At 64.2% G+C, this 25,131-nt stretch carries 19 protein-coding genes; 10 read left to right on the forward strand and 9 right to left on the reverse strand.

The window, feature by feature from the left end:
* Positions 1-91 precede the first annotated feature (91 nt).
* Positions 92-970: a LysR family transcriptional regulator gene (locus MGMSRV2_RS07535; RefSeq protein ID WP_041634206.1), complete on the forward strand. Its 879-nt coding sequence runs from the start codon at positions 92-94 to the stop codon at positions 968-970.
* Between the two features lie 173 nt (positions 971-1,143).
* Here the strand turns inward: MGMSRV2_RS07535 and MGMSRV2_RS07540 are convergent, their stop codons facing one another.
* Complete coding sequence (locus MGMSRV2_RS07540) at positions 1,144-2,331, reverse strand: GGDEF domain-containing protein (RefSeq protein WP_024079767.1); 1,188 nt, start codon at positions 2,329-2,331, stop codon at positions 1,144-1,146.
* Positions 2,332-2,548: 217 nt separating this feature from the next.
* Between MGMSRV2_RS07540 and paaK the strand changes: the two genes are divergently transcribed.
* Positions 2,549-3,877, forward strand: coding sequence for a phenylacetate--CoA ligase PaaK (paaK, locus tag MGMSRV2_RS07545; RefSeq protein ID WP_024079768.1), 1,329 nt, complete (start codon positions 2,549-2,551; stop codon positions 3,875-3,877).
* Between the two features lie 13 nt (positions 3,878-3,890).
* Here the strand turns inward: paaK and MGMSRV2_RS07550 are convergent, their stop codons facing one another.
* Entirely contained in the window at positions 3,891-4,541 is a 651-nt protein-coding gene (locus MGMSRV2_RS07550; RefSeq protein WP_024079769.1) for a COQ9 family protein, read from the reverse strand.
* Between the two features lie 183 nt (positions 4,542-4,724).
* Between MGMSRV2_RS07550 and rpsU the strand changes: the two genes are divergently transcribed.
* Both rpsU and MGMSRV2_RS07560 read left to right on the forward strand, forming a co-directional pair.
* Positions 4,725-4,928 carry a 30S ribosomal protein S21 gene (gene rpsU, locus MGMSRV2_RS07555; RefSeq protein ID WP_024079771.1) on the forward strand — a complete coding sequence of 68 codons (204 nt, stop codon included), beginning with the start codon at positions 4,725-4,727 and terminating at the stop codon, positions 4,926-4,928.
* A 356-nt stretch (positions 4,929-5,284) separates the two neighbouring features.
* Entirely contained in the window at positions 5,285-6,313 is a 1,029-nt protein-coding gene (locus MGMSRV2_RS07560; protein ID WP_024079772.1) for a methyl-accepting chemotaxis protein, read from the forward strand.
* 73 nt (positions 6,314-6,386) lie between these two features.
* Here MGMSRV2_RS07560 and MGMSRV2_RS07565 read toward each other — a convergent pair whose 3' ends face one another.
* Genes MGMSRV2_RS07565 through MGMSRV2_RS07575 form a run of 3 tightly spaced genes read right to left on the reverse strand, consistent with a single transcriptional unit; the run spans position 6,387 to position 9,343 of the window.
* Positions 6,387-7,787 (reverse strand): NAD(P)(+) transhydrogenase (Re/Si-specific) subunit beta, encoded by a 1,401-nt coding sequence (locus tag MGMSRV2_RS07565; protein ID WP_024079773.1) that lies wholly within the window; start codon positions 7,785-7,787, stop codon positions 6,387-6,389.
* A 10-nt stretch (positions 7,788-7,797) separates the two neighbouring features.
* Positions 7,798-8,202 (reverse strand): NAD(P) transhydrogenase subunit alpha part 2, encoded by a 405-nt coding sequence (locus tag MGMSRV2_RS07570; protein WP_024079774.1) that lies wholly within the window; start codon positions 8,200-8,202, stop codon positions 7,798-7,800.
* A gap of 13 nt (positions 8,203-8,215) precedes the next feature.
* Positions 8,216-9,343, reverse strand: coding sequence for a Re/Si-specific NAD(P)(+) transhydrogenase subunit alpha (locus MGMSRV2_RS07575; RefSeq protein ID WP_024079775.1), 1,128 nt, complete (start codon positions 9,341-9,343; stop codon positions 8,216-8,218).
* A gap of 390 nt (positions 9,344-9,733) precedes the next feature.
* On the opposite strand from MGMSRV2_RS07575, the gene MGMSRV2_RS07580 reads away from it, so the two are divergent.
* Positions 9,734-11,845, forward strand: coding sequence for a CHASE2 domain-containing protein (locus MGMSRV2_RS07580; protein ID WP_024079777.1), 2,112 nt, complete (start codon positions 9,734-9,736; stop codon positions 11,843-11,845).
* A gap of 167 nt (positions 11,846-12,012) precedes the next feature.
* Here MGMSRV2_RS07580 and MGMSRV2_RS07585 read toward each other — a convergent pair whose 3' ends face one another.
* Positions 12,013-12,609: an OmpA family protein gene (locus MGMSRV2_RS07585; RefSeq protein ID WP_158497743.1), complete on the reverse strand. Its 597-nt coding sequence runs from the start codon at positions 12,607-12,609 to the stop codon at positions 12,013-12,015.
* A gap of 2 nt (positions 12,610-12,611) precedes the next feature.
* The gene (locus tag MGMSRV2_RS07590) at positions 12,612-13,046 is read right to left on the reverse strand and encodes a FecR family protein (RefSeq protein ID WP_024079779.1); all 435 of its coding nucleotides are present in this window, start codon (positions 13,044-13,046) and stop codon (positions 12,612-12,614) included.
* An 87-nt stretch (positions 13,047-13,133) separates the two neighbouring features.
* Here MGMSRV2_RS07590 and MGMSRV2_RS07595 point away from each other — a divergent pair, with 87 nt between their 5' ends.
* Entirely contained in the window at positions 13,134-14,309 is a 1,176-nt protein-coding gene (locus MGMSRV2_RS07595) for a cyclic nucleotide-binding domain-containing protein (protein WP_024079780.1), read from the forward strand.
* Between the two features lie 202 nt (positions 14,310-14,511).
* Here MGMSRV2_RS07595 and MGMSRV2_RS07600 read toward each other — a convergent pair whose 3' ends face one another.
* Positions 14,512-16,296, reverse strand: a complete 1,785-nt coding sequence (locus MGMSRV2_RS07600) for a M3 family oligoendopeptidase (RefSeq protein ID WP_024079781.1) — start codon at positions 16,294-16,296, stop codon at positions 14,512-14,514.
* Between the two features lie 97 nt (positions 16,297-16,393).
* Here MGMSRV2_RS07600 and MGMSRV2_RS07605 point away from each other — a divergent pair, with 97 nt between their 5' ends.
* The 3 genes from MGMSRV2_RS07605 (at position 16,394) to MGMSRV2_RS07615 (ending at position 20,510) form a co-directional block, all read left to right on the forward strand.
* Positions 16,394-18,133 carry an AMP-dependent synthetase/ligase gene (locus MGMSRV2_RS07605; protein ID WP_024079782.1) on the forward strand — a complete coding sequence of 580 codons (1,740 nt, stop codon included), beginning with the start codon at positions 16,394-16,396 and terminating at the stop codon, positions 18,131-18,133.
* Positions 18,134-18,336: 203 nt separating this feature from the next.
* Positions 18,337-19,035, forward strand: coding sequence for a substrate-binding periplasmic protein (locus MGMSRV2_RS07610; protein ID WP_158497744.1), 699 nt, complete (start codon positions 18,337-18,339; stop codon positions 19,033-19,035).
* The gene (locus MGMSRV2_RS07615; protein WP_024079784.1) at positions 19,032-20,510 is read left to right on the forward strand and encodes a sensor histidine kinase; all 1,479 of its coding nucleotides are present in this window, start codon (positions 19,032-19,034) and stop codon (positions 20,508-20,510) included. Before MGMSRV2_RS07610 ends, MGMSRV2_RS07615 begins: the two co-directional genes overlap by 4 nt.
* Here MGMSRV2_RS07615 and MGMSRV2_RS07620 read toward each other — a convergent pair.
* Positions 20,498-21,478: an NAD-dependent epimerase/dehydratase family protein gene (locus MGMSRV2_RS07620; RefSeq protein ID WP_024079785.1), complete on the reverse strand. Its 981-nt coding sequence runs from the start codon at positions 21,476-21,478 to the stop codon at positions 20,498-20,500. The genes MGMSRV2_RS07615 and MGMSRV2_RS07620 overlap by 13 nt on opposite strands.
* A 190-nt stretch (positions 21,479-21,668) precedes the next feature.
* Here MGMSRV2_RS07620 and MGMSRV2_RS07625 point away from each other — a divergent pair, with 190 nt between their 5' ends.
* Positions 21,669-25,073, forward strand: a complete 3,405-nt coding sequence (locus MGMSRV2_RS07625) for an indolepyruvate ferredoxin oxidoreductase family protein (RefSeq protein ID WP_024079786.1) — start codon at positions 21,669-21,671, stop codon at positions 25,071-25,073.
* Positions 25,074-25,131: the final 58 nt, after the last annotated feature.

Raw genomic sequence — 25,131 nt, forward strand, 5'->3', positions numbered from 1 at the left:
CCTCAACGACCGGATCAGCCTAACCGGCAGCGGTGACATTTGGAAATTAGATGATAGAATATTTACCATCCATTTTATGAATGATACCGCCATGCTCCCCCATAGCCTTGATCTGGACTTGCTGCGCACCTTTGTCGGCATCGTCGACAGCGGCGGCTTCACCCGCGCCGGCCAGCGCCTGCACCGCACCCAATCGACCATCAGCCAACAGATCAAGCGGCTGGAAGATCATATCGGCCAGCCCCTGCTCTTACGTCAGGGCCGTCAGGTGCAGGTGACCGAAGCGGGAGAAACCCTGCTGGGCTATGCCCGCCGCCTGCTGGCCCTGGACGACGAGGCGCGCGCCACCTTGGTGCGGCGCGAAGTGGGCGAAATCATCCGCTTGGGAGTCTCAGAGGATTTCGCCAGCCGCCACCTGCCCAGGGTGCTGACGGCCTTTTCCCGCGCCAATCCCCAGGTGCGACTGGACATCCGTGCCGACCTGTCGGTGAAGCTGCGCGCCGATTTCGATTTGGGCGAATTGGACGTTGCTCTGTTCAAGGGCGAGCAGCCCATGGCAGGCGCCGTCGGCGTGTGGCCGGAGCCGGTATTTTGGACCGCTTCCGCCCATGAATCCCTGCCGCCGCTGCATCCCCTGCCCCTGGCCTTGTTCCCCCAGGGCTGTCTGTTCCGCCGTCAGGTGGTGGATCGTCTGGATCAAAGCCGCCGGCCCTGGCGTCTGGCCTATGCCAGCCCCAGCCTGGCCGGAATCCAAGCGGCGGTGGCCAGCGGCATGGCCCTGGCCCCCCTGGGGCAGACCGGCTTGCACCCCGATCTGCGGGTGTTGGAGGCGGCGGAAATGGGATTGCCGGACTTATCGCCGGTGTGGTTCTCGCTGGTGGTCCGCCCCGGCGGGGCCAGCCGTCACCACTTGGCCGCCGATATCGCCCGAGTGGTCGGTGCGCTGGATTTACCGGTGGCGGCGCAATAGAGCTGCGTGCCTTTAATCGGAAGCACATTCATGGCAACAATCGTCACCCCCGCGCAGGCGGGGGTCCAGGAGTCACGCGCTTATGCCGACACGGTTCGCTGGATTCCCGCCTACGCGGGAATGACGATTGATAGAATGGATGCGTCTGGTTTAAGGCTTGACACTCTAGCCGGTCAGCCGGCGGCGGCGCTTTCCGCCAGCACCTTGTTGTCGATGCCGATGACCTTGTTCTTGCCGGTCTGCTTGGCCATGTACATACGCTGGTCGGCCTTTTCCACCAGTTCCGACCATTGCCCGGCCTGATCGGCCAGACGCTCGGCCACACCGATGGAGGCGGTCACCGGATTGCCGTCGGGGCGCAGGCCCAAACCGGCTTCGCGCAGACGGGCCAGGGCGATGCGCGCCCCTTCCTCGTCGGTATTGGGCATCAGCGCCAGGAATTCCTCGCCGCCCCAGCGCACCAGCACGTCACCGCGACGCAACACCTTGCGCAGCGCGGTCGAGGCATTGCGCAGGGTATTGTCGCCCTCTTCGTGGCCGTAATGGTCGTTGATGGATTTGAAATTGTCCAAATCGACGAAGGCCAGGGCCAGCGGCCCCTCGGTGCGCAGCGAGGTCAGGAATTGCTGGGCGACGATTTCCTCGCCTACCCGGCGGTTATAGGCCCGGGTCAGACCATCGTGCGACGATTGGTCGACCAACTGGCTCATGAAATGCAGTTGGCTCATGCCGGCCAGCGACGACACCACCGCCAGCAACAGCAGCAGCCATTGCGCCCCCAGATGCGAGGCGAACGGCAGCAATTGATAGCCCAGGATGCCGGTCAGCAGATAGGCCAGCAGCAAGGGCGCCGACAGCAGCGCCCCTTCCAGGGCGGTGATGGGAAACACCGACAGGCCGGCGACCATGACGAAGGGCAGGAAGGCATAGCCGGCGGCGATCACCTGCTGGGCCGGATCGGTGATGGCGAACTGGGCCAGCAGCGGATGACTGATCAGGAAGAACACGGTGGGGATGGACAGCAGCCACACCAGCCCCCAACGGGCGACGACAATGGAATCGGCGCCGCGATAGGACAGGCCCAGCAAGACGAAGGCGATGGAAGCCAACACCCGAAGCGCCGCCAGATACATGCCCAGCGCCGTCTCGAAGATGAACAGATCCACCGGAATCCAAAGCGGCGTCAGGATGGCGAAGGTAAAGGCCACCAAGCGGACACGCGACAGGATCAGCAGAGCGCGCCGTCGCAGGACGAAAGCCGACTGCCGATTTGGAATGAGAATATCTACGATCTCGGCCAAGGACATGCCGGTGAAAACCACCGACAGGATTTTGGCGATTGTCTGCTTAACTAAGGTCACCTTACGGTTTCCTTTACCCCACCACGTACGAAAGCTGACCGTACTGCCTGTTTAAGGCGGGTGCAAGAGGTTTAAACATAACAAAAACGCTCATGTTATGCACAATTTGAATGCACAGCCTGTCTCGCGCGATATCTGTAAATAGTGTAAAAATATACCGACAATGATCGGCCGACCCGCGACTGCCGGGTACAAGACCGAATGACCGGAGGAAGTCGTGAGCCCCAAACATTCCCGCCGTTGCGGTGCACCCCGCCATTTGCTCGACCCCATCGAAACCGCCAGCCGCGACGAAATTGCCGCCCTGCAACTGCAGCGGCTGCGCTGGTCGCTGCGCCATGCCTATGACAATGTCGGGCATTTCCGCGCCAAATGCGATCATGCCGGCATCCATCCCGACCATTTGCAGAGCTTGGCCGACCTTGCCAAGTTTCCCTTCACCACCAAGGACGATCTGCGCCAGACCTACCCGTTCGGCATGTTCGCCGTGCCCATGGACCGGGTGGTGCGTATCCACGCCAGCTCAGGCACCACCGGCAAACCTACCGTGGTCGGCTATACCGGGAACGACATCTCCATGTGGGCCGACGTCATGGCCCGGTCCATCCGGGCCGCCGGCGGCCTGCCCGGCGACCGCTGCCACATCTCTTACGGCTATGGCCTGTTCACCGGCGGCTTGGGCGCCCATTACGGCGCCGAGCGCCTGGGCTGCACCGTCATCCCCATGTCCGGCGGCCAGACGGAAAAGCAGGTGCAGTTGATCCACGATTTCCGCCCCCAGATCATCATGGTCACCCCCAGCTACATGCTGGCCGTCGCCGACGAGATGGAACGCCAGGGCATGGGCCCGACCGATTGCTCGCTGGAAATCGGCATTTTCGGGGCCGAGCCGTGGACCGATTCCATGCGGGCCGAGATCGAGAACCGGGTGGGCATCGACGCGGTGGATATCTATGGCCTGTCGGAAGTGATCGGCCCCGGCGTCGCCAATGAATGCATCGAGACCAAGGACGGCCTGCATCTGTGGGAAGACCATTTTTATCCCGAGATCATCGACCCCGAGACCGGCCGCGTGCTGCCCGACGGCGAAATGGGCGAGTTGGTGTTCACCAGCCTGACCAAGGAGGCGCTGCCCATCATCCGTTACCGCACCCGCGACCTGACCCGGTTACTGCCGGGTACGGCACGGTCGTTCCGACGCATGGGCAAGATCACCGGGCGCTCCGACGACATGATGATCATCAGGGGCGTCAACGTCTTCCCCACCCAGATCGAGGAATTGATCTTGAAGGATTTCCGCCTGGCCCCCCATTACCAGTTGGAAATCACCCGCGACGGCCACCTGGACAGCCTGACCGTCAATGTGGAAATGCGCCCCGACCAGCCGTTCGACGATACCGCCTGCGCCGCCGCCGGCCACGATCTCAACCATCACATCAAGGCGCTGATCGGTATTTCCACCCGGGTCAACGTGGTCACGCCGGGCAGTATCGAGCGCTCCATGGGCAAGGCCAAGCGGGTCATCGACAAACGCCCCAAGGGATAACCGCAGACGGGCGTCAGGCGGGATGCGACTCCCGCTTCGCGCGCTTGCCCGCCGGTGCTTTCGGCTTGGGCAGGCTGCTCAGCCATTTGGTCAGCTTCTGACGCGCCTTGGTCACCCGCCCCACATCGGCCAGGCGACGGTCGAGAAAGGCCCAGGTGTCGGCGCAATCCTCGGACGCATCGTCCAGCCAATACAATAAGGTGGCGGTGTAGATTGCGGTCAGGGTGGCCCGGCGGGTGTACCAGGAAAAATCACTGGACGTATCCCCCGCCGCCCGCCACATGGTGTCGATGGTCCGCGCCGTCACCTTGGCGGCGACCAAGGCATGGGCGGGCATGGCCAGCAGCGACAGCGCCCGGCGCAGCGCCTCGCGGTGCGGGGCCCAGCGGGTCAGGCGGGCGCGGATCAACGTCTTGATGCGGTCGGGAATCTTCATCACCGGCAAACCCTGATCCAGGCAATCGGCCAACATCAGCCGGTCGCCCAGATCGGCGAAATGGGCCACCGCCTCGACCGGACCGCCCATGAAGGCGCGTTCGCCCAGGGAAACCTCCAGGTCGAGATCCAGCGCGGCCAAGGCCAGGGTCTTGGCGGTCCAGCCGTCGAAAACCGCATGCGGCAGGGCGGCGATGACCAGCCGGTCACGAATGTCTTGAAAGTCCATGGCTTTAGCCCCTATATGCAGTCCCCAATACCTAGCTCAGTTAGGCGCCTCGGTCGAGAACATCAAGATGATGTGTAAATCTCTTTCCAAAGGCAATACACTGTGCTATCAGATCGCCCTCCCGGACGGCATGGGGTGCCGTACGTCGGGTTTCTATTCAGCGTAGAGGAGCTGTGAAGAAACGTGCAAGTTCTCGTCCGTGACAACAACGTCGACCAGGCCCTGAAGGCCCTCAAGAAGAAGATGCAGCGCGAAGGCGTCTTCCGTGAAATGAAGCTGCGCCGCAACTACGAGAAGCCCTCGGAAAAGCGCGCTCGCGAGAAGGCCGAGGCCGTGCGCCGCGCCCGTAAGCTGGAGCGCAAGCGCCTGGAACGCGAAGGCTTCTAATGGTTTGCCGCCGCGATTGACGGCGGCCCTTGGCGAGCCTCCTCTACCCCTGCGCTGCCATGAAAATGGCGGCGCGGGACACAAGAGCTGACCAAAGTCAATTGCACCAGGGCGCCGCGATGGCAATGTCGCGGCGCTCTTGGCGTTTGACCGCAGGCGTGCCCGGAAATCTCCCCCTGTCCCCCGTCTCCCGGCATGCCGACGGACACCACGCCAAGAGCACTTTATCCCCCAATAAAAATAAGCCTATTATTTAGGCATTCGTATATAGAGGGGGGTTATGCATTTTTTTTATGCACATCAAAATAATCCCGTGCTATGGATGCTGCAACGCACACAATGCGCACGAGGATAAAATGGCATCTGTCGAACATCTGCTGGAAATAACCGGGACCGTCGCCGCCGTCACCGATCAAAAGATCGACCGCATCCACGGCATCACCCGCAGATCACGGATGTTGGCATTGAATGCCTCGATCGAGGCCCAGCGCGTCGGCCAGATGGGTCGCGGTTTCGCCGTGGTCGCCGACGAGGTGAAGGCCATTTCCTCGGAAATCGCCGAACTGACCGATTCCCTGCGGGGTGAATTGCGCGGCAAGCTGGACAGCCTGTCGGGCTTTGGCCGCGCCCTGGCCGAGGAAGTGCGTCAGGTCAGGGGCGAGCGCCTGGCCGACTTGGCCCATAACGCCGTGGAAATCGCCGACCGCAATCTGTACGAACGCTCGTGCGATGTGCGCTGGTGGGCCACCGATTCGGCCATGGTCGATTGCCTGATGGACCCGGCCAAGGCCGGCCACGCCAGCAAGCGCCTGGGCGTCATCCTCGATTCCTACACCGTCTATCTGGATTTGTGGGTCGCCGATGCCTCGGGCCGGGTGATCGCCAATGGCCGGCGCAGCCGTTATCCCAATGCCATCGGCACCGACGTGTCGCGTCAGCCCTGGTTCCGCGACGCCATGGCCACCCAAAGCGGCAATGATTTCGCCGTCGCCGACATCAGCCGCGAGGGAGCCTTGGGCGGCGCCCTGGTCGCCACTTATGCCACCGCCATCCGCGAAGGCGGCGAGGCCGACGGCGCCCCCATCGGCGCCCTGGGCATCTTTTTCGACTGGGAAGCCCAGGCCCAGACCATCGTCGATGGCGTGCGCCTGTCGCCGCAGGAACGGCAGAAAAGCCGCTGCCTGCTGATCGACCGCGACCATCGCATCATCGCCGATTCGGCCCGACGCGGTCTGCTGGTGGAAAAGTTTCCGCTGCGCACCAAGCTGGGCGACCGCGGCTGCTATCAGGACATGGACGGCACCGTGGTCGCCTATGCCCTGACCCCGGGCTATGAAACCTATGCCGGCCTGGGCTGGTACGGAATCATCATCCAGGAAGAATAGGCGACAGCAAACCACCAACAAAAAAGGCGCCGGAGAGTTCCCTCTCCGGCGCCGTCTTTTTGTGCAGCCCCCATCAGCCCAGGGCGCTGCAGATTTCTTCCGTCACCTTTTTGGCATCGCCGAAAAGCATCATGGTGTTGGGGCGGAAGAACAGTTCGTTGTCGACGCCGGCATAGCCCGAGGCCATGGAGCGCTTGATGAACAGAACCGTCTTGGCCTTTTCCACGTCCAGGATGGGCATGCCGTAGATGGGCGATGCCGTGTCGGTCTTGGCCGCCGGGTTGGTGACGTCGTTGGCGCCGATGACGAAGGCCACGTCGGCGGTGCCGAATTCGTGGTTGATCTCTTCCAACTCGAAGACTTCGTCATAGGGCACGTTGGCTTCGGCCAGCAGCACGTTCATGTGACCGGGCATGCGACCGGCCACCGGATGGATGGCGTACCGCACGTCCACACCCTCGGCCTTCAGCATGTCGCCCATTTCCCGCAGCGCGTGCTGGGCCTGGGCCACCGCCATGCCGTAACCGGGCACGATGATGACCTTGGACGAGTTCTTCATGATGAAGGCGGCGTCGTCGGCCGAGCCGGCCTTGACCGCCTTGTCGCCGCCGGCGCCACCGGCACCCGCCGGACCCGCCACCTCGCCGCCGAAGCCGCCCAGGATGACGTTGAAGATGGACCGGTTCATGCCCTTGCACATGATGTAGGACAGGATGGCACCCGACGAACCGACCAAGGCGCCGACGATGATCAACAGCGGGTTACCCAGGGTGAAGCCGATACCAGCCGCCGCCCAGCCCGAATAGGAATTGAGCATGGAGACGACGACGGGCATGTCGGCGCCGCCGATGGGCAGGATCAGCAGGAAGCCCAAGGCCAGGGCGATCAGGGTGATCAGCACGAACAACGGCACCGAGCCACCCGACACCGAGAACAGGCCGATCAGCACCACCATGGCGATGCCGAGCGCGGCGTTCAGCTTGTGTTGCAGCGGGAAGACCAGCGGCTTGCCGCTGACCAGGCCTTGCAGCTTGCCGAAAGCCACCAGCGAACCGGTGAAGGTGATGGCGCCGATGGCCACGCCCAGGCTCATTTCAATGAGCGAGGCGGTCTTGATGCCGCCGCCCGAACCGACGATGCCGAAGGCTTCCGGCGCCGACAAGGCGGCCCCGGCCACGAACACGGCGGCCAGACCGACCAGCGAGTGGAACGCCGCCACCAATTGCGGCAGCGCCGTCATCTCGATCTTCTTGGCGACGATGGTGCCGATGGCGCCACCGATCAGCAGCCCCAGCGGGATCAGGATGTAAGACGTGTCCGGCGTCAGGATGGTGGTGACGATGGCGATGGCCATGCCGACCATGCCCCACATGTTGCCGCCGCGCGACGTTTCCGGGCTGGACAGGCCACGGAGCGCCATGATCATGCAGATGGCAGCGACGAGATACGCGAATTGCGTCAGGCTTGCAGACACGGTCGCCCCCTTACTTCTGCTTCTTTTTGAACATGGACAGCATGCGCTGGGTGACGATGAAGCCACCGAAGATATTCACCGAGGCCAGGATCACCGCGAAGAACCCCAGCACCTTGGCGGCCATGCCGTCGGTGGAGGTGGCGATCAGGGCACCGACGATGATGACCGACGACACCGCGTTGGTCACCGCCATCAAGGGCGAATGCAGGGCCGGCGTCACCCGCCAGACCACGTAATAGCCGACAAAGCAGGCCAGCACGAAAATGGTCAGCAGGCTGACGAAGCCGACGCCGCCATCCACGGGCGAAACCGACAATTGGGTGGCCTGCTGGGCCAGCAGAGCCGCTTTCGCGGCCATCTCCTGGGCGTCGGTGGCAAGTTTTGCCGCGCCGTCGACAATATCCTTGGGATCCATTTCCCGTCCCTCCTTAACCGGCCAAGGCCGGGTGCACGACCTGACCGTCACGGGTGACGCAAGACCCCTTCAGGATCTCGTCGTCCCAGTTGAAGGCCAAAGTCTTGTTTTCCTTGTCCACCAAGGGCGTGATGAAGTTCAGCAGGTTCTTGGCGAACAGGGCCGAGGCATCCACCGCCAGCCGCGCCGGCACGTTGCCGTGGCCGACCAGGGTGACACCGTGCTTTTCCACCACCTGATCGAACTCGGACAGCGGGCAATTGCCGCCCATCTCCACCGCCAGATCGACGATGACCGAGCCCGGGCGCATGCCCTTGACCATATCCTCGGTGATCAGCACCGGGGCCGGCTTGCCGGGGATCAGGGCGGTACAGATGGCGATGTCGGTCTTGGCCAGCACCTCGGCGATCTTGGCCGCCTGCTTGGCCTTGTAATCCTCGCTCATTTCCTTGGCATAGCCGCCGGCGGTCTCGGCGTCCTTGGTCGCCTCGGGGTCGACCTCGACGAACTTGCCGCCCAGGGATTGCACCTGTTCCTTCACCGCCGGGCGGACGTCGAAGGCATAGACCACGCCGCCCAGACGCTTGGCGGTGGCGATGGCTTGCAGGCCGGCGACACCGGCGCCCAGGATCAGGAAACGGGCCGGAGCCACGGTACCGGCGGCGGTCATCATCATGGGGACGGCGCGCTTGAACACATGCACGCCATCCAGCACCGCCTTGTAACCGGCCAGATTGGCCTGCGACGACAAGATGTCCATGCTTTGGGCGCGGGTGATGCGCGGCACCAGCTCCATGGCGAAGGCGGTGACCTTGCGGGCCGCCAGCTTCTCCACCATGTCCTTGTTGGTCAGGGCCGACAGACCGGCGATCAGCACCGCGCCTTCGCGCATCATGCCGATTTCATCATCGGTGGGGCGCGCGATCTTCAGCACCACATCGGCGTCGAAAGCGGCCTGGGCATCGGCGGCGATGGTGGCGCCGGCCTCGGCATAAACCGCGTCGGCGATGGAGGCGCCGCTACCGGCACCGGCTTCGACCTGCACCTCGAAGCCCATCTGGACGTACTTCTTCACCGTATCGGGCGAGGCGGCCACCCGGGTTTCCCCCGCGCGACGCTCCTTCGGTATGGCGATCTTCATGTTCTTTCCCCTGCTTAAAGAGACGGGCCGCTCTATATTAGAAAGGCAGAATGCACGGCTTACGCCACGCTGCCAAGGGTGTTCAGGAAATTTTATATATCATGACGTCCTTGGCCCTGTCTTTTTATTGCGCTGCATCAGGTTCATCTGAACTAAAGATTCCCCTGTTGCGCTTTTGTGCGGCGCACCATGGTGATTGCCTACACGACATTGCGGGCTTAGGCGAGCCCCTGTTGGCCACTTATGACCTCTGAGTAGTTGACACGGGCGGATCAACCCCGCCCATGCGGGTGGGGTGTGAAGGCCATTCCCCTGCGATACAGTGGCCACAGGATGAAAATGGTACTCCAATGGGGGATAAAGCGGCATGACAATCATCAGGCAGCAGCCATGACCGGCAAGGCAAAGGCCAAGATGCGGGCGGCTGCCCTTGGCGCCGTCGCCCTGGTGCTGGCCGTCTTCGCCCTGCTGCTGGTGCCGCAGGCGCGTACCCGGCTGGACCATCTGGCCTTCGACACCCTGCAAAACCTGTGGCCGCGCCCCTATGTGCAGGTACCGGTGCGCATCGTCGATATCGACGAGGAATCCCTGGCCAAGCTGGGACAATGGCCGTGGCCGCGCCACTCTCTGGCGGCTTTGGTGGAAAGCTTGCGCGCCGCCGGAGCGGCTGCCATCGCGCTCGACATCATCCTGGCCGAGCCCGACCGCACGGCGCCGGCCCGCGTCTCGGCCGATTGGCCGCTGTCGCCGGCCATGCGCCAGACCATCCAGACCCTGCCCGATCCCGACGCGGTACTGGCCGCCGCCATCGCGGGCGGCAGTGTGGTCACCGGCTTCGCCGCCAGCCATCAGCCGGCGGGGGCGCAAAGCACAGCCAAGGCCCGTTTCATCTTTTCCGGCCCCAATCCGCTGGCCGCCCTGCCCGATCTGGGCCAGGGCGTGCGCTCGTTGCCCGCCTTGGAACAGGCCGCCGCCGGCACCGGCGCAATCGCCTTCACCGCCGATGGCGACGGCATCATCCGCCGGGTGCCGCTGATCGTCCGCCTGGGCGACCAATTGCACCCGTCCCTGGCCCTGGAAGCCCTGCGCGTCGCCACCGGCAAGCGCAACATCCTGGTCAAAGCGGCGGCGGAAACCGGGGCACTGACCCAATTGGCCCTGGGCCCCTTGCAAATCCCGGTGGATGCGCAAGGATCGGTGCACCTGCACTACACCAAACCACAAGCCGAACGCTTCGTCCCCGCCTGGAAGGTATTGGACGGCAGCGCCGATCCCCGTGCCCTTGACGGCCACGTGGTCTTCGTCGGCGCCTCGGCCAAGGGCCTGCTGGATTTGCGCCTGACCCCGCATGGCGACATCGTCCCTGGCGTGGTCATGCACGCCGAGGCGGCGGAAGCGGCGCAACTGGGCGCCCTGCCCCAGCGGCCTGATTGGATGGAGGGGGCGGAAACCCTGCTGGCGGTGATCGCCGGCCTGATCCTGATCGCCGCCGCCGCCTGGATGGCGCCCCTGGCAGGGGCCTTGACCACCCTGGCCGTCGCCACGCTGTTGCTGGGGCTGACCGCCCTGTTGTTCCTGGACATGCGGCTGCTGGCCGACCCGCTGCCGGCCCTGGCCGCCGCCATCATCGCCCATGGCATCACCGCCCTGGTCCGCCATCGCCAGGATCAGGCGGAACGCGCCTTCATCAGGGGGGCCTTCGCCCGCTATATCTCACCCAATCTGGTGCGCCATCTGCTGGACAACCCGCAATCGCTGGCGGTGGGCGGCGAACGCCGCGAATGTTCCTTCGTCATGACCGATCTGGCCGGCTTCACCACCTTGGTGGAAAAATCCGACCCGGCCACCTTGCTGCACGTGCTGAACGGTTATATCGACGGCATGGTCAGGATCGCCTTCACTCATCAGGGCACGCTGGACCGCATCGTCGGCGACGCGGTGGCGGTGATGTTCTCGGCCCCGGTGATGCAGCCCGACCACGCCGCCCGCGCCGTGGCCTGCGCCCTGGAGATGGATGCCTTCAGCCGCGCCTATGTCATCCGCATGCGCGAACAGGGCCACGCCTTGGGTATCACCCGCATCGGCGTCAATACCGGCATGGTGACCATCGGCAATGTGGGCGGCGGCAGCATTTCCGATTACCGCGCCCTGGGCGACGCGGTCAACGCGGCGGCGCGGCTGGAAACCGTCAACCGCCACCTGGGCACCCATATCTGCGTCGCCGGCAGTACGGTCGAGCGATGCCCGGATTTCCATGGCCGTCCGGTGGGCGAACTGGTGCTGAAAGGCAAAAGCGAAGCCACCCTGGCCTATGAGCCGCTGCCCGCCGGCAGCGATGCCCAAGCCTATCTGGCCGCCTATGCGCTGATGGCGGCGGGGGATACGGCGGCGGCAGCGGACGCCTTTGCCCCCTTGGCCGACAGCGACCCGTTGGCGGCGTTCCACCTGAACCGGTTGCACGCGGGGGAAAGCGGTGTGCGGGTGGTGTTGGCGGAGAAATAGGCCCGGCAGCCGTCAGTGCAGGCGGATAGATCCAGCCGCAACACGGATGGACGGATGAACACGGATAAAAACAAAATCCGTGTCTATCCGTGTAGCCGCGAAGCGGCATCCGCGTCCATCCGTGTTGCTGCTGGTTCTTTCCACTCACGGCGCCACAACGGGGAGACCTACCGTACCGTCACTTCCACCCGGCGGTTCTTGGCCTCGCCCTTGCCCTTGGCTTCCGGCACCAGCGGGTTGCTTTGGCCATGGCTGGTCACCTCGATCATCCTGGGTTCGATGCCCAAGGCGGTGACCATGGATTGCACTTCCTTGGCCCGGCGCAGGCCCAGTTCATAATTGTACTTGGCGTCGCCCATGCCGTCGGTATGGCCGATGATCGACAGATCGGGGGCCGGGCGCGCCTTGACCTCGTCCAGCACCGACGGCAGCAACGCCTTCGATTCGGGGGTCAGGTCGGTGGACTGGAACTGGAAATACAGCAAAAAGGATTTGGGCGTGCGCGGCTGCGCCTTGATGGCTTGGCCGAAGCGGTCCTGAATATCCTTTTCCGGCACGGCGAAGACGTCCGCCGGCTTGGCATCGGCACGATCGGCGCCGGTACCGCTGCCGGGGGTGGCCACCACCTGGGTGCCGGCCTGATTGGTCCAGGTGACGGCGCTGCCGGGATGATCGGGCTGGTCCAACAGAACCACATAAGCCGCCGGACGGGCGCAGCCGGCCAGCAGGGTGAGCACCGCCAGGGCGGCGAGGATGCGGGGCATGCTCATTCTTCCACACTGGCGACGAAACGGGTGCCGCGCACGCCGATAGTGCCCGACTTGGTCACCACCGACACTTTCTCGGGCGCCAGCTTGGCGATGGTCCCCGACGTCATCATCATGGTGCCGCGCGCCACCGAGGTGACCAGCTTCATGTTGCCCGCCGCCGGCTCGAAGTCGAATTCGTCCAGACCCATGCTGGTGCGCGGCCCCACCGACAGCGTGGTGTTGTCGCGCAACGTCAGGCCGACGCTGCCGTCATTGCCGGTGACGATGGCATCGCTTTGCTCCAGCGCCAGCCCCGGCGCCGCCGCCATGTTCTGGCCGCCGCGCTGCACATGGGCCTCGCCCGTCACCGTCTTGATCGTCCCCACCGAACCGGCCCAGGCCGGAGCCGCCAGCAGCAGCGCGGCAAAAGCACATCCCATCTTCCAAACCATGGGCCTATTCCTTTCCGGTTGGTTCAACCATCTCGCCATCATTGGTCATCGACAGTATCATGGCCGCCTTAATCTGGGGAACGATCCATGAGCGAATCCAGCGTCATGCTGCCGGGAACCTTGTTCGACCGCTATCGGGTGCAATCCAGCGAAGTGGAATGCGGCATCATCCACGCCCGCTGCCAGGACACCAAGTCGGACCGGCAGGTGGTGATCTATGGCATCCCCAAGGATATCCTGAACCATGCCGGCACCGGCTATGGCCCCGATCTGCTGAAAGCGGATGTCAGCCAGGCCCGCACCACCACCCATCCCAGCGTGTTGCAGGCGGAAGACCTGTTGCAGGACGACCACCGCCTCTACGTGGTGTCGGAACCGCCCGACGGCCTGCCCCTCAGCCGCCTGCCCAAGCGGGTGGAGAACATCAGCTCGGCCTTTGCCGCCTCGGCCATGGTCCGGCTGTTGTCGCTGTTCGAACTGAGCCAGCGCATCGGCCAGACCGGCCTGTGTCTGTCGCCGTCAGAGGCCTATCTGTCGCCCAAGGGCGTCCTCAAGGTGGAAAACTTCGCCACCGCCCGCCTGCTGCACGTGGCCCGCTCGATCCAGTCCAGCAACGGCGCCGGCAAGCTGCTGGGATCGTTCGGCGCCTTCCGCGAGCCGGCCTTGTGCCGCGCCGACGACGCCGAGCGGGCGGCGGTGATGATCGAAGCCCTGGCCGAACTGCCCGCCGACGAATCCCTGCGGCCCATGGCACTGCGCATCGCCGGCACCTTGCGCAACTCGTCGAGCATGGGCAACGCCATCGCCGACGCGGTGGAACAGATGCGCGGCGCCCAGGCGGTGATCGCCGGCAAGCCCCAGGTCACCACCTCCGGCCCGGCCACCCATAACCGCCGCACCTTGCGTCCGGGCGAATACCTGTTCCACCAGGGCGATGCCAGCAACGGCGAATGCTATGTGCTGGATGACGGGCTGGTGCAGATTTCCAAGACCACCCCGGACGGGCGCGAGCTGTATCTGGACCTGTCCAAGCCCGGCGACATCATCGGCGAGATGGCGGTGCTGGACGACCGCCCGCGCATGGCCTCGGCCCAGATCCTCGAGCCGTCGGAAGTGGTGGTGATCAAAGGGGCGGAATTCATGGCCCGGCTGGAAAAAAGCGACATCATCGCCGTCAAGCTGTTGGAAGTGATGGCGGCACGCATCCGCTATCAATCGGGCGAGATCGCCCGCCTCAAGACCATGCTGGGCTCAAAGGCTTAGGGTCTGTCCGCCCCTGGCGCCAATCCAGACGGACAGAACCAGCAGCAACACGGATGAACGCGGATACCCGCTAGCGCGGGCAACACGGATAGACACGGATTTTGTTTTTATCCGTGTCTATCCGTGCCCATCCGCGTTGCGGCTGGTTGTTTCCGCCGCGAGGAACGGGCGCCGAGCAAAACCCGGCGCCGCGCCCCCCTTCTTACATCGCTTCCAACTCGTCGATGAAGCCGACCACCACGTCGAGACCCTGACGCCAGAACGCCGGATCGCCGGCATCGAGACCGAACGGGGCCAACAGGTCCTGGTGCCGCTTGGTGCCGCCGGCGCGCAGCATGTCCAGGTACTTCTCGGCGAATTGCGGCGCGCCGTTGCGATAGACCGAATACAGCGAATTGACCAGGCAATCGCCGAAGGCATAGGCGTAGACGTAGAACGGCGTATGGACGAAGTGCGGAATATAGGTCCAGAACGACTTGTAGCCGTCGTCGAAGCGCAGGGCCGGGCCCAGGCTTTCCACCTGCACCTGCATCCACAATTCGCCGATACGGTCGGGCGACAATTCGCCGCGCCGGCGCTCATCGTGAACCAGACACTCGAACTGGTAGAACGCCACCTGACGCACCACCGTATTCAACATGTCCTCGACCTTGCCGGCCAGCATGGCCTTGCGCCGCGCCGGCTCGGTTTCCTTGGCCAGCATGGATTGGAAGGTCAGCATCTCGCCGAACACCGAGGCGGTTTCCGCCAAGGTCAGCGGCGTGTCGGCCATCAATCCGCCCTGGCCCGCCGCCAGCACCTGATGGACGCCGTGGCCCAACTCGTGCGCCAGGGTCATGATGTCACGCACCTTGCCCTGGTAATTGACCAGCAGATAGGGGTGGGCGGTGGTGACGGTGGGATGGGCGAAGGCGCCGGGCGACTTGCCCGCACGGACCGGGGCATCGATCCAGTTGCCGTCGAAGAAGCGCTTACCCAGAGCCGCCATGTCGGGGCTGAAGGCGCCATAGGCGTCGAGCACGCTGTCGCGCGCCTGTTCCCAGCTATAGGTACGGTCGGCGACATCGGGCAACGGCGCGTTGCGGTCCCAGTAATCCAGCTGATCGACGCCGAACCACTTGGCCTTCAGGGCATAATAGCGGTGCGACAACTGGCCGTAACAGCCCTTGACGGCGGCGGCCAGGGCATCGACCACTTCGTCCTCCACCTGATTGGACAGGTTGCGGTACGATTGCGGGCGGGCGTATTTGCGCCACTTGTCCTCGATCTCCTTGTCCTTGACCAAGGTGTTGGTGATCAGGGCGAACAGGCCGGTATTCTCGGTCAGCACCTTGCCCAGGGTCTCGGCGGCGGCCTTGCGCTTGGCCGGGTCGCGGTCGCTCATCAGGTGCAGCGCCTCGGCCGAAGTCAGCATCTGACCGTCGAGCGGAAAACGCAGCCGCGCCATGGTTTCGTCGAACAGACGGTTCCAGGCCGACCGACCGGCCACCGACTTGTCGTGCAAGAGGCGCTCGACCTCGTCCGACAATTGATGCGGGCGGAACACGCGGACGTCGCGCAGCCACGGGCCGTAATGGGCGGTCTTGGCCGCTTTCAGCTTGTCTTCCAGCACCGCGTCGTCAAGGCGGTTGATTTCCAGGGTGAAGAACAAGGTGTGCGCCGAAATGTCGGTGATGCGCTCGTGGATGCCCTGATGAAAACGCCCGCGCTCGGGGTCGGTCTGGTCGCCGGCATAGTAGAGCTGGGCATAAGACATGGCCCGATACATGATTTCGCCCAGGCGCTCGTATTCGGCGATGGCGTCGCCGAAATCGTCGCCGGAAATCGCCGCCAGCTTGCCGTCGTAACGCTGGCTGAACGCCTTGGCCATCGCCTCCGCCTTGTCCAGATCGGCGGCCAACTCGGCGGAATCCGGGGCCGGATACAGGTCGGACAGATCCCATTCGGGCAAATTGCCCAGATCGGCGGCGGTATTCTTGGTGCTCATCCAGTGACTCCTGTCCCGGTTGGGATTATCAGTAAAGGCAACGTGCCCCTATAAGATGGCGCGAAACGGCGCGGATCAAGTGCCAATGGGAGGAATCATGCCTGTGGATTTCGCATCCTGCCCCAGCATCCCGGCCATGGTCCTGGATCAGGCCGAAGACTTGGGAGACCGCCCCTTGCTGGGGGCCAAGCGTGACGGCGCCTGGCATTATCTGTCGTGGCGGCAGACCATCGACGCCGCCCTGTCCCTGGCCGGCGGTCTGGTCCGCCTGGGGCTGGAACCCGGCGACCGCGTCATGCTGGTGTCGGAAAACCGGCCCGAATGGGCCATCGCCGATCTGGCCGTCATGATCGCCGGCGGCATCACCGTGCCGGCCTATGTCACCAACACCACCGACGATCACCGTCACATCCTGGAAAACGTCCAGGCCCGGCTGGTCATCGTCTCGACCCTGGCCCTGGCCGAGCGGGTGATGCCGGCGGCGGCCAGGGCCAGCCAGCCGCCCACCCTGATCTGCCTGGAGCCGCCGCGTCTGGCCCAAGCCCCCGGCTTCGCCGTGCTGGATTGGCAACAGGTGCTGGCGATGGGCGCGGACACCCACCAAGCCATGCGCGACCGGGCCGCCCGACTGCGCCGCGATGACACCGCCTGCATCATCCACACCTCGGGTACCGGCGGTGCACCGCGCGGGGTGATGCTGTCCCATGGCGCCCTGCTGGCCGATTGCCTGGGCGCCCATGCGCTGTTGCGCGACCTGGGGCTGGGCGATCAGGTGTTCCTGTCCTTCCTGCCCTTATCCCATTCCTACGAGCACACGGTGGGGCTGATCTTTCCGCTCAGCATCGGCGCCACCATCGCCTATGCCGAAAGCCTGGACCAACTGGCCGCCAACATGGCCGAGGTGCGTCCCACCATCATGACCGCGGTGCCGCGCCTGTATGAAAGCATGCGCGCCCGTATCCTCGGCGCCCTGCGCCGTCAGGGCGGGGCCAAGGAAAAGCTGTTTCTCGCCACCCTGCGCCTGGGCACCAAGCGGCTGACCGGGCAAAGACTGACATGGGGCGAAAGACTGGCCGATCTGGCCCTGGACCATCTGGTCCGCGCCAAGGTGCGTCAACGCTTCGGTGGACGGCTGAAGGCGCTGGTCTCGGGCGGCGCCCCCCTGGCCTTCGAGGTCGGCGCGTTCTTCGCCGCGCTGGGCGTGCGCATCCTGCAAGGCTATGGCCAGACCGAGGCGGGGCCGGCCATTTCCTGCTCGCCGCCGTCCCTGGTCAAGCTGGACACGGTGGGACCACCGCTCGAAGGCATCAGCGTGCGCATCGCCGAGGACGGCGAAATCCTGGTCAAGGGCGAGGTGCTGATGCAGGGCTATTGGCGCGACGCCGAGGCGACCGCGCGGGCCATCGGCGCCGATGGCTGGCTGCACACCGGCGATATCGGCGAAATGGACGAAGACGGCTATATCCGCATCACCGATCGCAAAAAGGACATCATCGTCAACTCGGGCGGTGACAATATCTCGCCCCAACGCATCGAGGGCTTGCTGACCCTGCAACCGGAAATCGCCCAGGCCATGGTCCATGGCGACAAGCGCCCGCATCTGGTGGCGCTGCTCGTCGCCGCCGAGGAATGCGATGCCGCCCAGGTGGCCAAGGCGGTCGAGCGCGTCAATAATGGGTTGTCAACCATCGAGAAAATCCGTCGCCATGTGGTGATCGACCAATCCTTCACCACTGACAACCTGATGTTGACACCGACCATGAAGATTCGGCGGCACGTCATCCGTCAGCATTTCGCCGAGCAGATCGAAAGACTGTATGGCGACCGGACAGACTGACCGCCTGCTTTAACAAAGCAGCCCATTGACTTGATTCAAAACACACAAATAAACGTAAACAGGGTTGACAGGGACCGACTTGCTACCTTTTGAACACCCTCAATACTTGTGATGGCAAAACCTTGCCATGCGCGCTATGCTTTGCTCGGTCCGTTATGTGGGGGGCGGGGCAAGGTATGGCCCGGACGGCGCTGATAATGCTGATGCTGCTTCTGTCTTTCGTCCCGGCGAGAGCGGGAGAGCTGCGCTTTATCACCATCGACGTGGCGCCCTGGGCTTCGCTTGATCCGACGACGCAAAAGCCGGTGGGGGTGTTTCCGGCGGTGGTGGCCGAGTTCCAGCGCCGCACCGGCCACAGCATCGCCATCACCTTGCATCCCTTCGCCCGCATCGATCGCGAACTGGAAACCGGGGCGCAGGACTGCACCATCATCGTCTGGAACGACACCCGCGCCGGCATCGTCAAAAAAGGCGAGTTGTTGGCCCATCACCCGGTGGGCATCATCGCCGCCAAGGGGGTCAGGCTCGACGGCTTCGACGACCTGCACCGGCTGAACGGTATTTCCGTGCTGCGCGGCTTGGCCATGGGCGGCGGTTTCGACGAGAATGCGCGGCTGCGCAAGGAATTCGACACCGACTACCAGACCGGCCTGCGCAAGCTTGCCCATGGCCGGGTCGAAGCGGTGGCCGGGGCCATGCCCACCATCCGCTATCTGGCGGCACAGATGGGCCTGGACCATCACCTCGGGCAGCAATTGCTGCTGAGCCAGATGGATCTGGTGCTGCAATGCTCGCTGAAATCCCCGCACCTGAACGCCATGGAGCAGTTCAACCGGGCCATCCGCGACATGCGCGACGACGGCACGCTGGACGCCATCTTCCGTAGCAATTTTTTCTCATGAACAAGCATCGTCCGTCCTTGCGCGGTATCGGCCTGCGGGTTCTGGTGCTGATCGTGCTGTTCAGTTCCATGGTCACCCTTGTGTCAACCGGGTTGCAACTGTACTTGGATTACCGCCACGACATGGGCACGATCGACAACCGGCTGCGTGACATCGGCAACAGCACCCCGGACAGTCTGGCGGTGGCACTGTGGAACGTGGATGCCGCCGGCCTACGCCTGCACTTGGACGGCTTGCTGCGCCTGCCCGACATACAATTCGCCGAAGTGCGGGAAACCACCAGCGGCGTCGCCAAACCGCTTCGGGTCCAGGCCGGAATCCTGGGCGACGGCCCCAGCCGGGGGCGCGACTACCCGTTGCTGCGCGAGAATCGTGGGCAAACCCGCCAGATCGGCGTGCTGCGGGTCGAGGCCAGTCTGGACGGCGTCCACGACCGTCTGCGCGAGAAAGTCATGATCATCCTGGCCAGCCAGGGGATCAAGACCTTCATCGTCTCGCTGTTCACCCTTTACATCGTCCACCGCCTGATCACCCGCCATCTGGTGACCATCGCCCAGTATTTCAGCCGCTACGATGCCCACGGCTCGGCCCCACCGCTGAAACTGCACCGCCGCCAGCCGGCCACTCCGGATGAACTGGACCAGCTGACCGCCTCTTTCGCCACCATGGCCACCAATCTGGAAGCGGCCTACCGGGAATTATCGGGCGTCAACGCCGAACTGGAACGCGACATCGCCGAACGGCAAGCGCGTGAACGGGTGCTGCAACAGACGCTGGATAATCTGGCCGCCGCCAACCGCGAGCTGGAACGCTTCGCCTTCGTCGCCTCGCACGATTTGCAGGAACCGCTGCGCAGCATCGTCTCGTTCGCGCAATTGCTGTCGCGCCAATATGCCGGCCAACTGGACCAGCGCGCCGATGAATATATCGGCTTCATCGTCAGCGGCGGCCAACGCATGCACGCCCTGATCAATGATTTGCTGACCTATACCCGCGTCGACGGTCAGATGGCCGAGTTCACCACATTTTCCAGCGCCGAGTCCTGCGCCCAGGCCATGGAAAACCTGGACGAGGCGATCAAATCCAGTGACGCCCATATCCAGGTCGCCGCCCTGCCCGTCATCGTGGGCGACCCGATCCAGATGATGCAGTTGTTTCAGAACCTGTTGGCCAATGCCATCAAGTTCCAGCCGCCCGGCCAGCAACCGGTGATCACGGTCGGTGCATGCCAAGAGGGCGCGATGTGGCGTTTCACCATCACCGATAACGGCATCGGCATGGATCTGTCCGGCCCCGACCCGTTCGAAATCTTCCGCCGCCAGCATCCGGCGCATAAATACCCGGGCACCGGCATCGGCCTGGCCATCTGCAAACGCATCGTCGAGCGCCACGGCGGCACCATCTGGATCGAGTCACCGGCCGAAGCCGGCACCCGCTTCCATTTCACCCTGCCCGGTGCCGCTCACACCCCGTGATAGGTCTTGAACCAGTCGATGAACTTGGGCACGCCCACGGTGATCGGCGTGGTCGGTGCGAAACCCACATCTTTTTGGATGGCGGAAATATCCGCATAGGTTTCCTTGACGTCGCCCGGCTGCATGGGACGGAAATCGTATTCCGCCTTGCGACCCAGGCACTGCTCGATCAAACCGATGAAGTCCATCAGCTTTTCCGAGTTGTTGTTGCCGATGTTGTAAAGCCGGCACGGCGGTGCCACGCCGTCGTCGGCGGGCGGATTATCGAGCACGCCGACAACGCCCGAGACGATATCGTCGATATAGGTGAAGTCGCGGCGCATGTCGCCGTTGTTGAACACGGTGATCGGCTTGCCGGCCAGGATGGCGGTGGCGAACAGATAGGCGGCCATGTCCGGGCGCCCCCACGGGCCGTAGACGGTGAAGAACCTGAGGCCGGTGGTGGGGATACGGTAAAGATGGGAATAGGAATGGCTCATCAATTCGCCGGCGCGCTTGGTGGCGGCATAAAGCGAGATGGGCTGGTCCACCCGGTCGTCCACCGAGAACGGCAGCTTGGTGTTGGCGCCATAGACCGATGACGAGCTGGCATAGACGAAATGCCGGCAATTCTTGTTGGCGCGGGCCAGTTCCAACATGACCAGATGGCCTTCGACGTTGGAATGGCTGTATTCGTGCGGCGCCGTCAGCGAATGGCGCACCCCGGCCTGGGCGGCCAGATTGATATAGGCGGTGATGTCGGGATGGGCCTGGGCCACCGCCGCCATGCCAGCACGGTCGGCGATGTCGGCCTGGACGAAGCTGAAACCGGGATGCTGGCGCAGATGATCCAGCCGTTTGGCCTTGAGCGCCGGGTCGTAATAGGCGTTCAGACTATCGACGCCAACTACCTGCTCGCCTCGCGCCAACAGGCGCAGCGAGGTGTTATATCCAATGAAGCCGGCGGCTCCGGTGACAAGCACACTCATCAGACCAATCCCAACTTTTCAGGCTGCCCCCATATAGCCTGCCTGCGGGCGGAAATCACCCCCCCATTTGGTCGAGCCCATGGCAATTTTATTGCGCCCGTCCTGCCCGACCCTGGGTTTTGTTGCGTTTTTCACCTCCCCCCTTTGCGATGCTCCCACCCCTTCCCACCTGCCGGAAAGGAGGTGCGCCATGTCCATTTCCAGCAAGATCACCTTGGAAGACAAATACACCGCCAGAAGCGGCCGCGTGTTCCTGTCCGGGGTTCAGGCCCTGGTCCGCCTGCCCATGATCCAACGCGACCGCGACCGTGCTCAGGGGCTGGATACCGCCGGCTTCATCTCCGGCTATCGCGGCTCGCCGCTGTCAGGCTTGGACAAGGAATTGTGGCGGGCGCAAAAGCATCTGGCCCTGCACGACATCCACTTCCAGCCCGGCCTCAACGAGGATCTGGCGGCCACCGCCATCTGGGGCAGTCAGCAGGTGGGGCTGTCGGGTGAGGCCAAGACCGATGGCGTCTTTTCCTATTGGTACGGCAAGGGGCCGGGGCTGGACCGCGCCGCCGATGCCTTCAAGCACGCCAATTCCGCCGGCACCGCCCGCCATGGCGGCGTCCTGGTGCTGGCCGGCGACGACCACGGCGCGCGGTCGTCGACCATGGCGCACCAGTCGGAACAATTGTTCATGGCCATGAACATGCCGGTGCTCAACCCAGCCAATGTTCAGGACTTGCTGGATTTCGGCCTGACCGGTTGGGCGCTGTCGCGGTTTTCCGGCCTGTGGGTCGGGGTCAAGGCGGTGACCGAAACGGTGGAAAGCTCGGCCACCATCGACGTCAATCCGTGGCGCGTACACAATGTGACGCCGTTGGATTTTCCCATGCCCGAAGGCGGGCTGTCCATTCGCTGGCCCGACCGCTTCCTGGCCCAGGAAGAACGCCTGCTGCGCCACAAGCTGCCCGCCGCCCTCGCCTTCGCCCGCGCCAACCATCTGGACCGCACCATTATCGGCGCCCGCCACCGCCGCTTCGGCATCGTCACCACCGGCAAGGCGACACTGGACGTGCTGCAAGCCCTGGACGATCTGGGCATCGATGCCGACTATGCCGGCGCCATGGGGCTGGCCATCTACAAGGTAGCCATGACCTGGCCGCTGGAGCCGGAAGGCATCCGCGCCTTTTGCCAGGGCTTGGACGAAATCCTGGTGATCGAGGAAAAGCGCCCGGTGATCGAGGACCAGTTACGCGCCCAATTGTTCAATTGGGATGGCGCGCTGCGGCCACGGGTGGTGGGCAAGACCGACGAGGCCGGGGCGCCGCTGCTGCCCAGCCATGGCGAACTGAACCCGGCCCTGGTCGCCCGCGTCATCGCTGGTCGCATCGGTCGGTTCTATACCAGCCTGCGGGTGCGCGAGCGGCTGGACTGGCTGGATGCCAAGCAGGCGGCCCTGGCCGATGTGCCCCAGGGCTTTGCCCGCGTGCCCTATTTTTGCGCCGGCTGCCCGCACAATTCCTCGACCCTGGTGCCGGAAGGCAGCCACGCCATGGGCGGTATCGGCTGCCACATCATGGCCACCTGGATGCCGGAACGCCACACAGAGACCTATACTCAGATGGGCGGCGAAGGCACCAACTGGATCGGCCAAGCCCCCTTCACCCGTCGGCGCCACGTGTTCCAGAATTTGGGCGACGGCACCTATTACCATTCCGGCCTGCTGGCCATCCGCGCCTGCGTCGCCGCCCACGTCAACATCACCTACAAGATATTGTTCAACGACGCCGTCGCCATGACCGGCGGTCAACCCATGGACGGCCCGCTGGACGTGCCGGCCATCGCTGCCCAGGTGCGGGCGGAGGGGGTGGAGCGCATCGCCATCACCTCGGACCGCACCGTCACCTATGCCGACCGGCTGCCGCCGGGCACCACCCTCCACCACCGCGACCACCTCGACGCGGTGCAACGGGAATTGCGCGACTGGCCCGGCGTGTCGGTGCTGATCCACGACCAGACCTGCGCCGCCGAAAAGCGCCGCCGGCGCAAGCGCGGCCTGATGGAAGACCCGCCGGAACGCCTGTTCATCAACCAAAGGGTCTGCGAAGGCTGCGGCGATTGCGGCGACAAATCCAATTGCGTCGCCGTGGTACCGGTGGAAACCGAATGGGGCCGCAAGCGCGCCATCGACCAATCGGCCTGCAACAAGGATTTCAGTTGCGCCAAGGGCTTCTGCCCGGCCTTCGTCACCGTTACCGGGGTACAGACCAAGAAACCGGCGGAAGTGGAAGCCGACGTCTTCCCCCCCTTGCCGGAACCGGTCCTGCCATCGGCGGAACAGCCCTATGCCATTATCGTCACCGGCATCGGCGGCACCGGTGTGGTTACCGTTGCCCAGGTTCTCGGCATGGCCGCCCATCTGGACGGCAAGGGCGTCACCAGCCTGGACCAGACCGGATTGGCGCAAAAGAACGGCGCCGTGGTCAGCCATCTGCGCCTGTGCGACGATCCGGCCAAGCTGTTCGCCACCCGCATCGCCGATGGCGGCGCCCATCTGCTGCTGGCCTGCGACATGGTCACCGCCGCCGGCTTCGACACCCTGAGCAAGCTGAAGGCGGGGGTAACACAAGCGGTGGTCAACAGCCACCAATCCATGCCCGCCACCTTCACCCACGCCCCCGATCTGGACTTTCCCGATACCGCCATGCGCCACGCCATCACCGCCGGCGCCCAGGCCGATTTCATCGACGCCACCCGGCTGGCCAAGGCGCTGATGGGGGATGCCATCGCCGCCAATCTGTTCGTGGTCGGCTTCGCCTGGCAGCGCGGCCTGCTGCCGTTGTCGCTGGAAGCCATCCTGACCGCCATCGACCTGAACGGCGCCGCCCCCGATTTCAACAAGCGCGCCTTTTTGTGGGGCCGCCGCGCCGCCCATGACCGGGCAGCGGTGCAGGCCCTGGTGACGCCGCCGCCCCTGCCCGCCAGGACCATCGACGACATCATCGCCATCCGCGTCGCCGAGTTGCGCCGCTGGGGCGGGAGAAAATGGGCCGAACGCTATCAGGCCCGGATCGATCAGGTGCGACGGGCCGAGGCGGCCATTTCCGGCTCTACCGCCCTGACCGAGGCGGTGGCCCGCGCCCTGGCCAAACTGATGACCTACAAGGACGAATACGAGGTGGCCCGGCTTTACAGCGATCCGGCCTTCGTCCAATCCCTGGCCGGGGAGTTCGAGCGTTGGGACAAGGTCGAGCCACATCTGGCGCCGCCCTGGTTCGGCGCCGCCAAGCACCGTTTCGGCCCGTGGATGCTGATTCTGATGAAAGGGCTGGCACGGCTGAAAGGATTGCGCTTCACCTGGGCCGATCCCTTCGGCCACAGCGCCGAACGGCGGATGGAACGGGATTTGATCAAGGAATACGATTGCGTCATCGATCGGCTGCTGGCCCGGCTCGATGCGTCCAACCACGATGCCGCGGTGGGCATTGCCCTGTTGGCACTGCACATCCGGGGCTTCGGTCCGATCAAGGCGGCATCGGTGCAAAAAGCCCGCGCCGCCATCACCACCGCCCTGGAAGAATACGAAAAAACCAATGCCGGTGGATGACGTTTGTCGGCTATGGGCCTATCCTGGTTTTGTTTACACTTGACCCTTAGGCACAGCC

The sequence above is a fragment of the Magnetospirillum gryphiswaldense MSR-1 v2 genome (genome assembly GCF_000513295.1).
GTDB classification, from domain to species: domain Bacteria; phylum Pseudomonadota; class Alphaproteobacteria; order Rhodospirillales; family Magnetospirillaceae; genus Magnetospirillum; species Magnetospirillum gryphiswaldense.

Coding starts and splice junctions, on each gene's coding strand:
- MGMSRV2_RS07535 (WP_041634206.1), top strand. CDS start 92: ATGCTCCCCCATAGCCTTGATCTGGACTTGCTGCGCACCTTTGTCGGC.
- MGMSRV2_RS07550 (WP_024079769.1), bottom strand. CDS start 4,541: ATGGACTTTCAAGACATTCGTGACCGGCTGGTCATCGCCGCCCTGCCG.
- MGMSRV2_RS07560 (WP_024079772.1), top strand. CDS start 5,285: ATGGCATCTGTCGAACATCTGCTGGAAATAACCGGGACCGTCGCCGCC.
- MGMSRV2_RS07570 (WP_024079774.1), bottom strand. CDS start 8,202: ATGGATCCCAAGGATATTGTCGACGGCGCGGCAAAACTTGCCACCGAC.
- MGMSRV2_RS07575 (WP_024079775.1), bottom strand. CDS start 9,343: ATGAAGATCGCCATACCGAAGGAGCGTCGCGCGGGGGAAACCCGGGTG.
- MGMSRV2_RS07580 (WP_024079777.1), top strand. CDS start 9,734: ATGACCGGCAAGGCAAAGGCCAAGATGCGGGCGGCTGCCCTTGGCGCC.
- MGMSRV2_RS07585 (WP_158497743.1), bottom strand. CDS start 12,609: ATGCCCCGCATCCTCGCCGCCCTGGCGGTGCTCACCCTGCTGGCCGGC.
- MGMSRV2_RS07590 (WP_024079779.1), bottom strand. CDS start 13,046: ATGGTTTGGAAGATGGGATGTGCTTTTGCCGCGCTGCTGCTGGCGGCT.
- MGMSRV2_RS07595 (WP_024079780.1), top strand. CDS start 13,134: ATGAGCGAATCCAGCGTCATGCTGCCGGGAACCTTGTTCGACCGCTAT.
- MGMSRV2_RS07600 (WP_024079781.1), bottom strand. CDS start 16,296: ATGAGCACCAAGAATACCGCCGCCGATCTGGGCAATTTGCCCGAATGG.
- MGMSRV2_RS07605 (WP_024079782.1), top strand. CDS start 16,394: ATGCCTGTGGATTTCGCATCCTGCCCCAGCATCCCGGCCATGGTCCTG.
- MGMSRV2_RS07610 (WP_158497744.1), top strand. CDS start 18,337: ATGCTGCTTCTGTCTTTCGTCCCGGCGAGAGCGGGAGAGCTGCGCTTT.
- MGMSRV2_RS07615 (WP_024079784.1), top strand. CDS start 19,032: ATGAACAAGCATCGTCCGTCCTTGCGCGGTATCGGCCTGCGGGTTCTG.
- MGMSRV2_RS07620 (WP_024079785.1), bottom strand. CDS start 21,478: ATGAGTGTGCTTGTCACCGGAGCCGCCGGCTTCATTGGATATAACACC.
- MGMSRV2_RS07625 (WP_024079786.1), top strand. CDS start 21,669: ATGTCCATTTCCAGCAAGATCACCTTGGAAGACAAATACACCGCCAGA.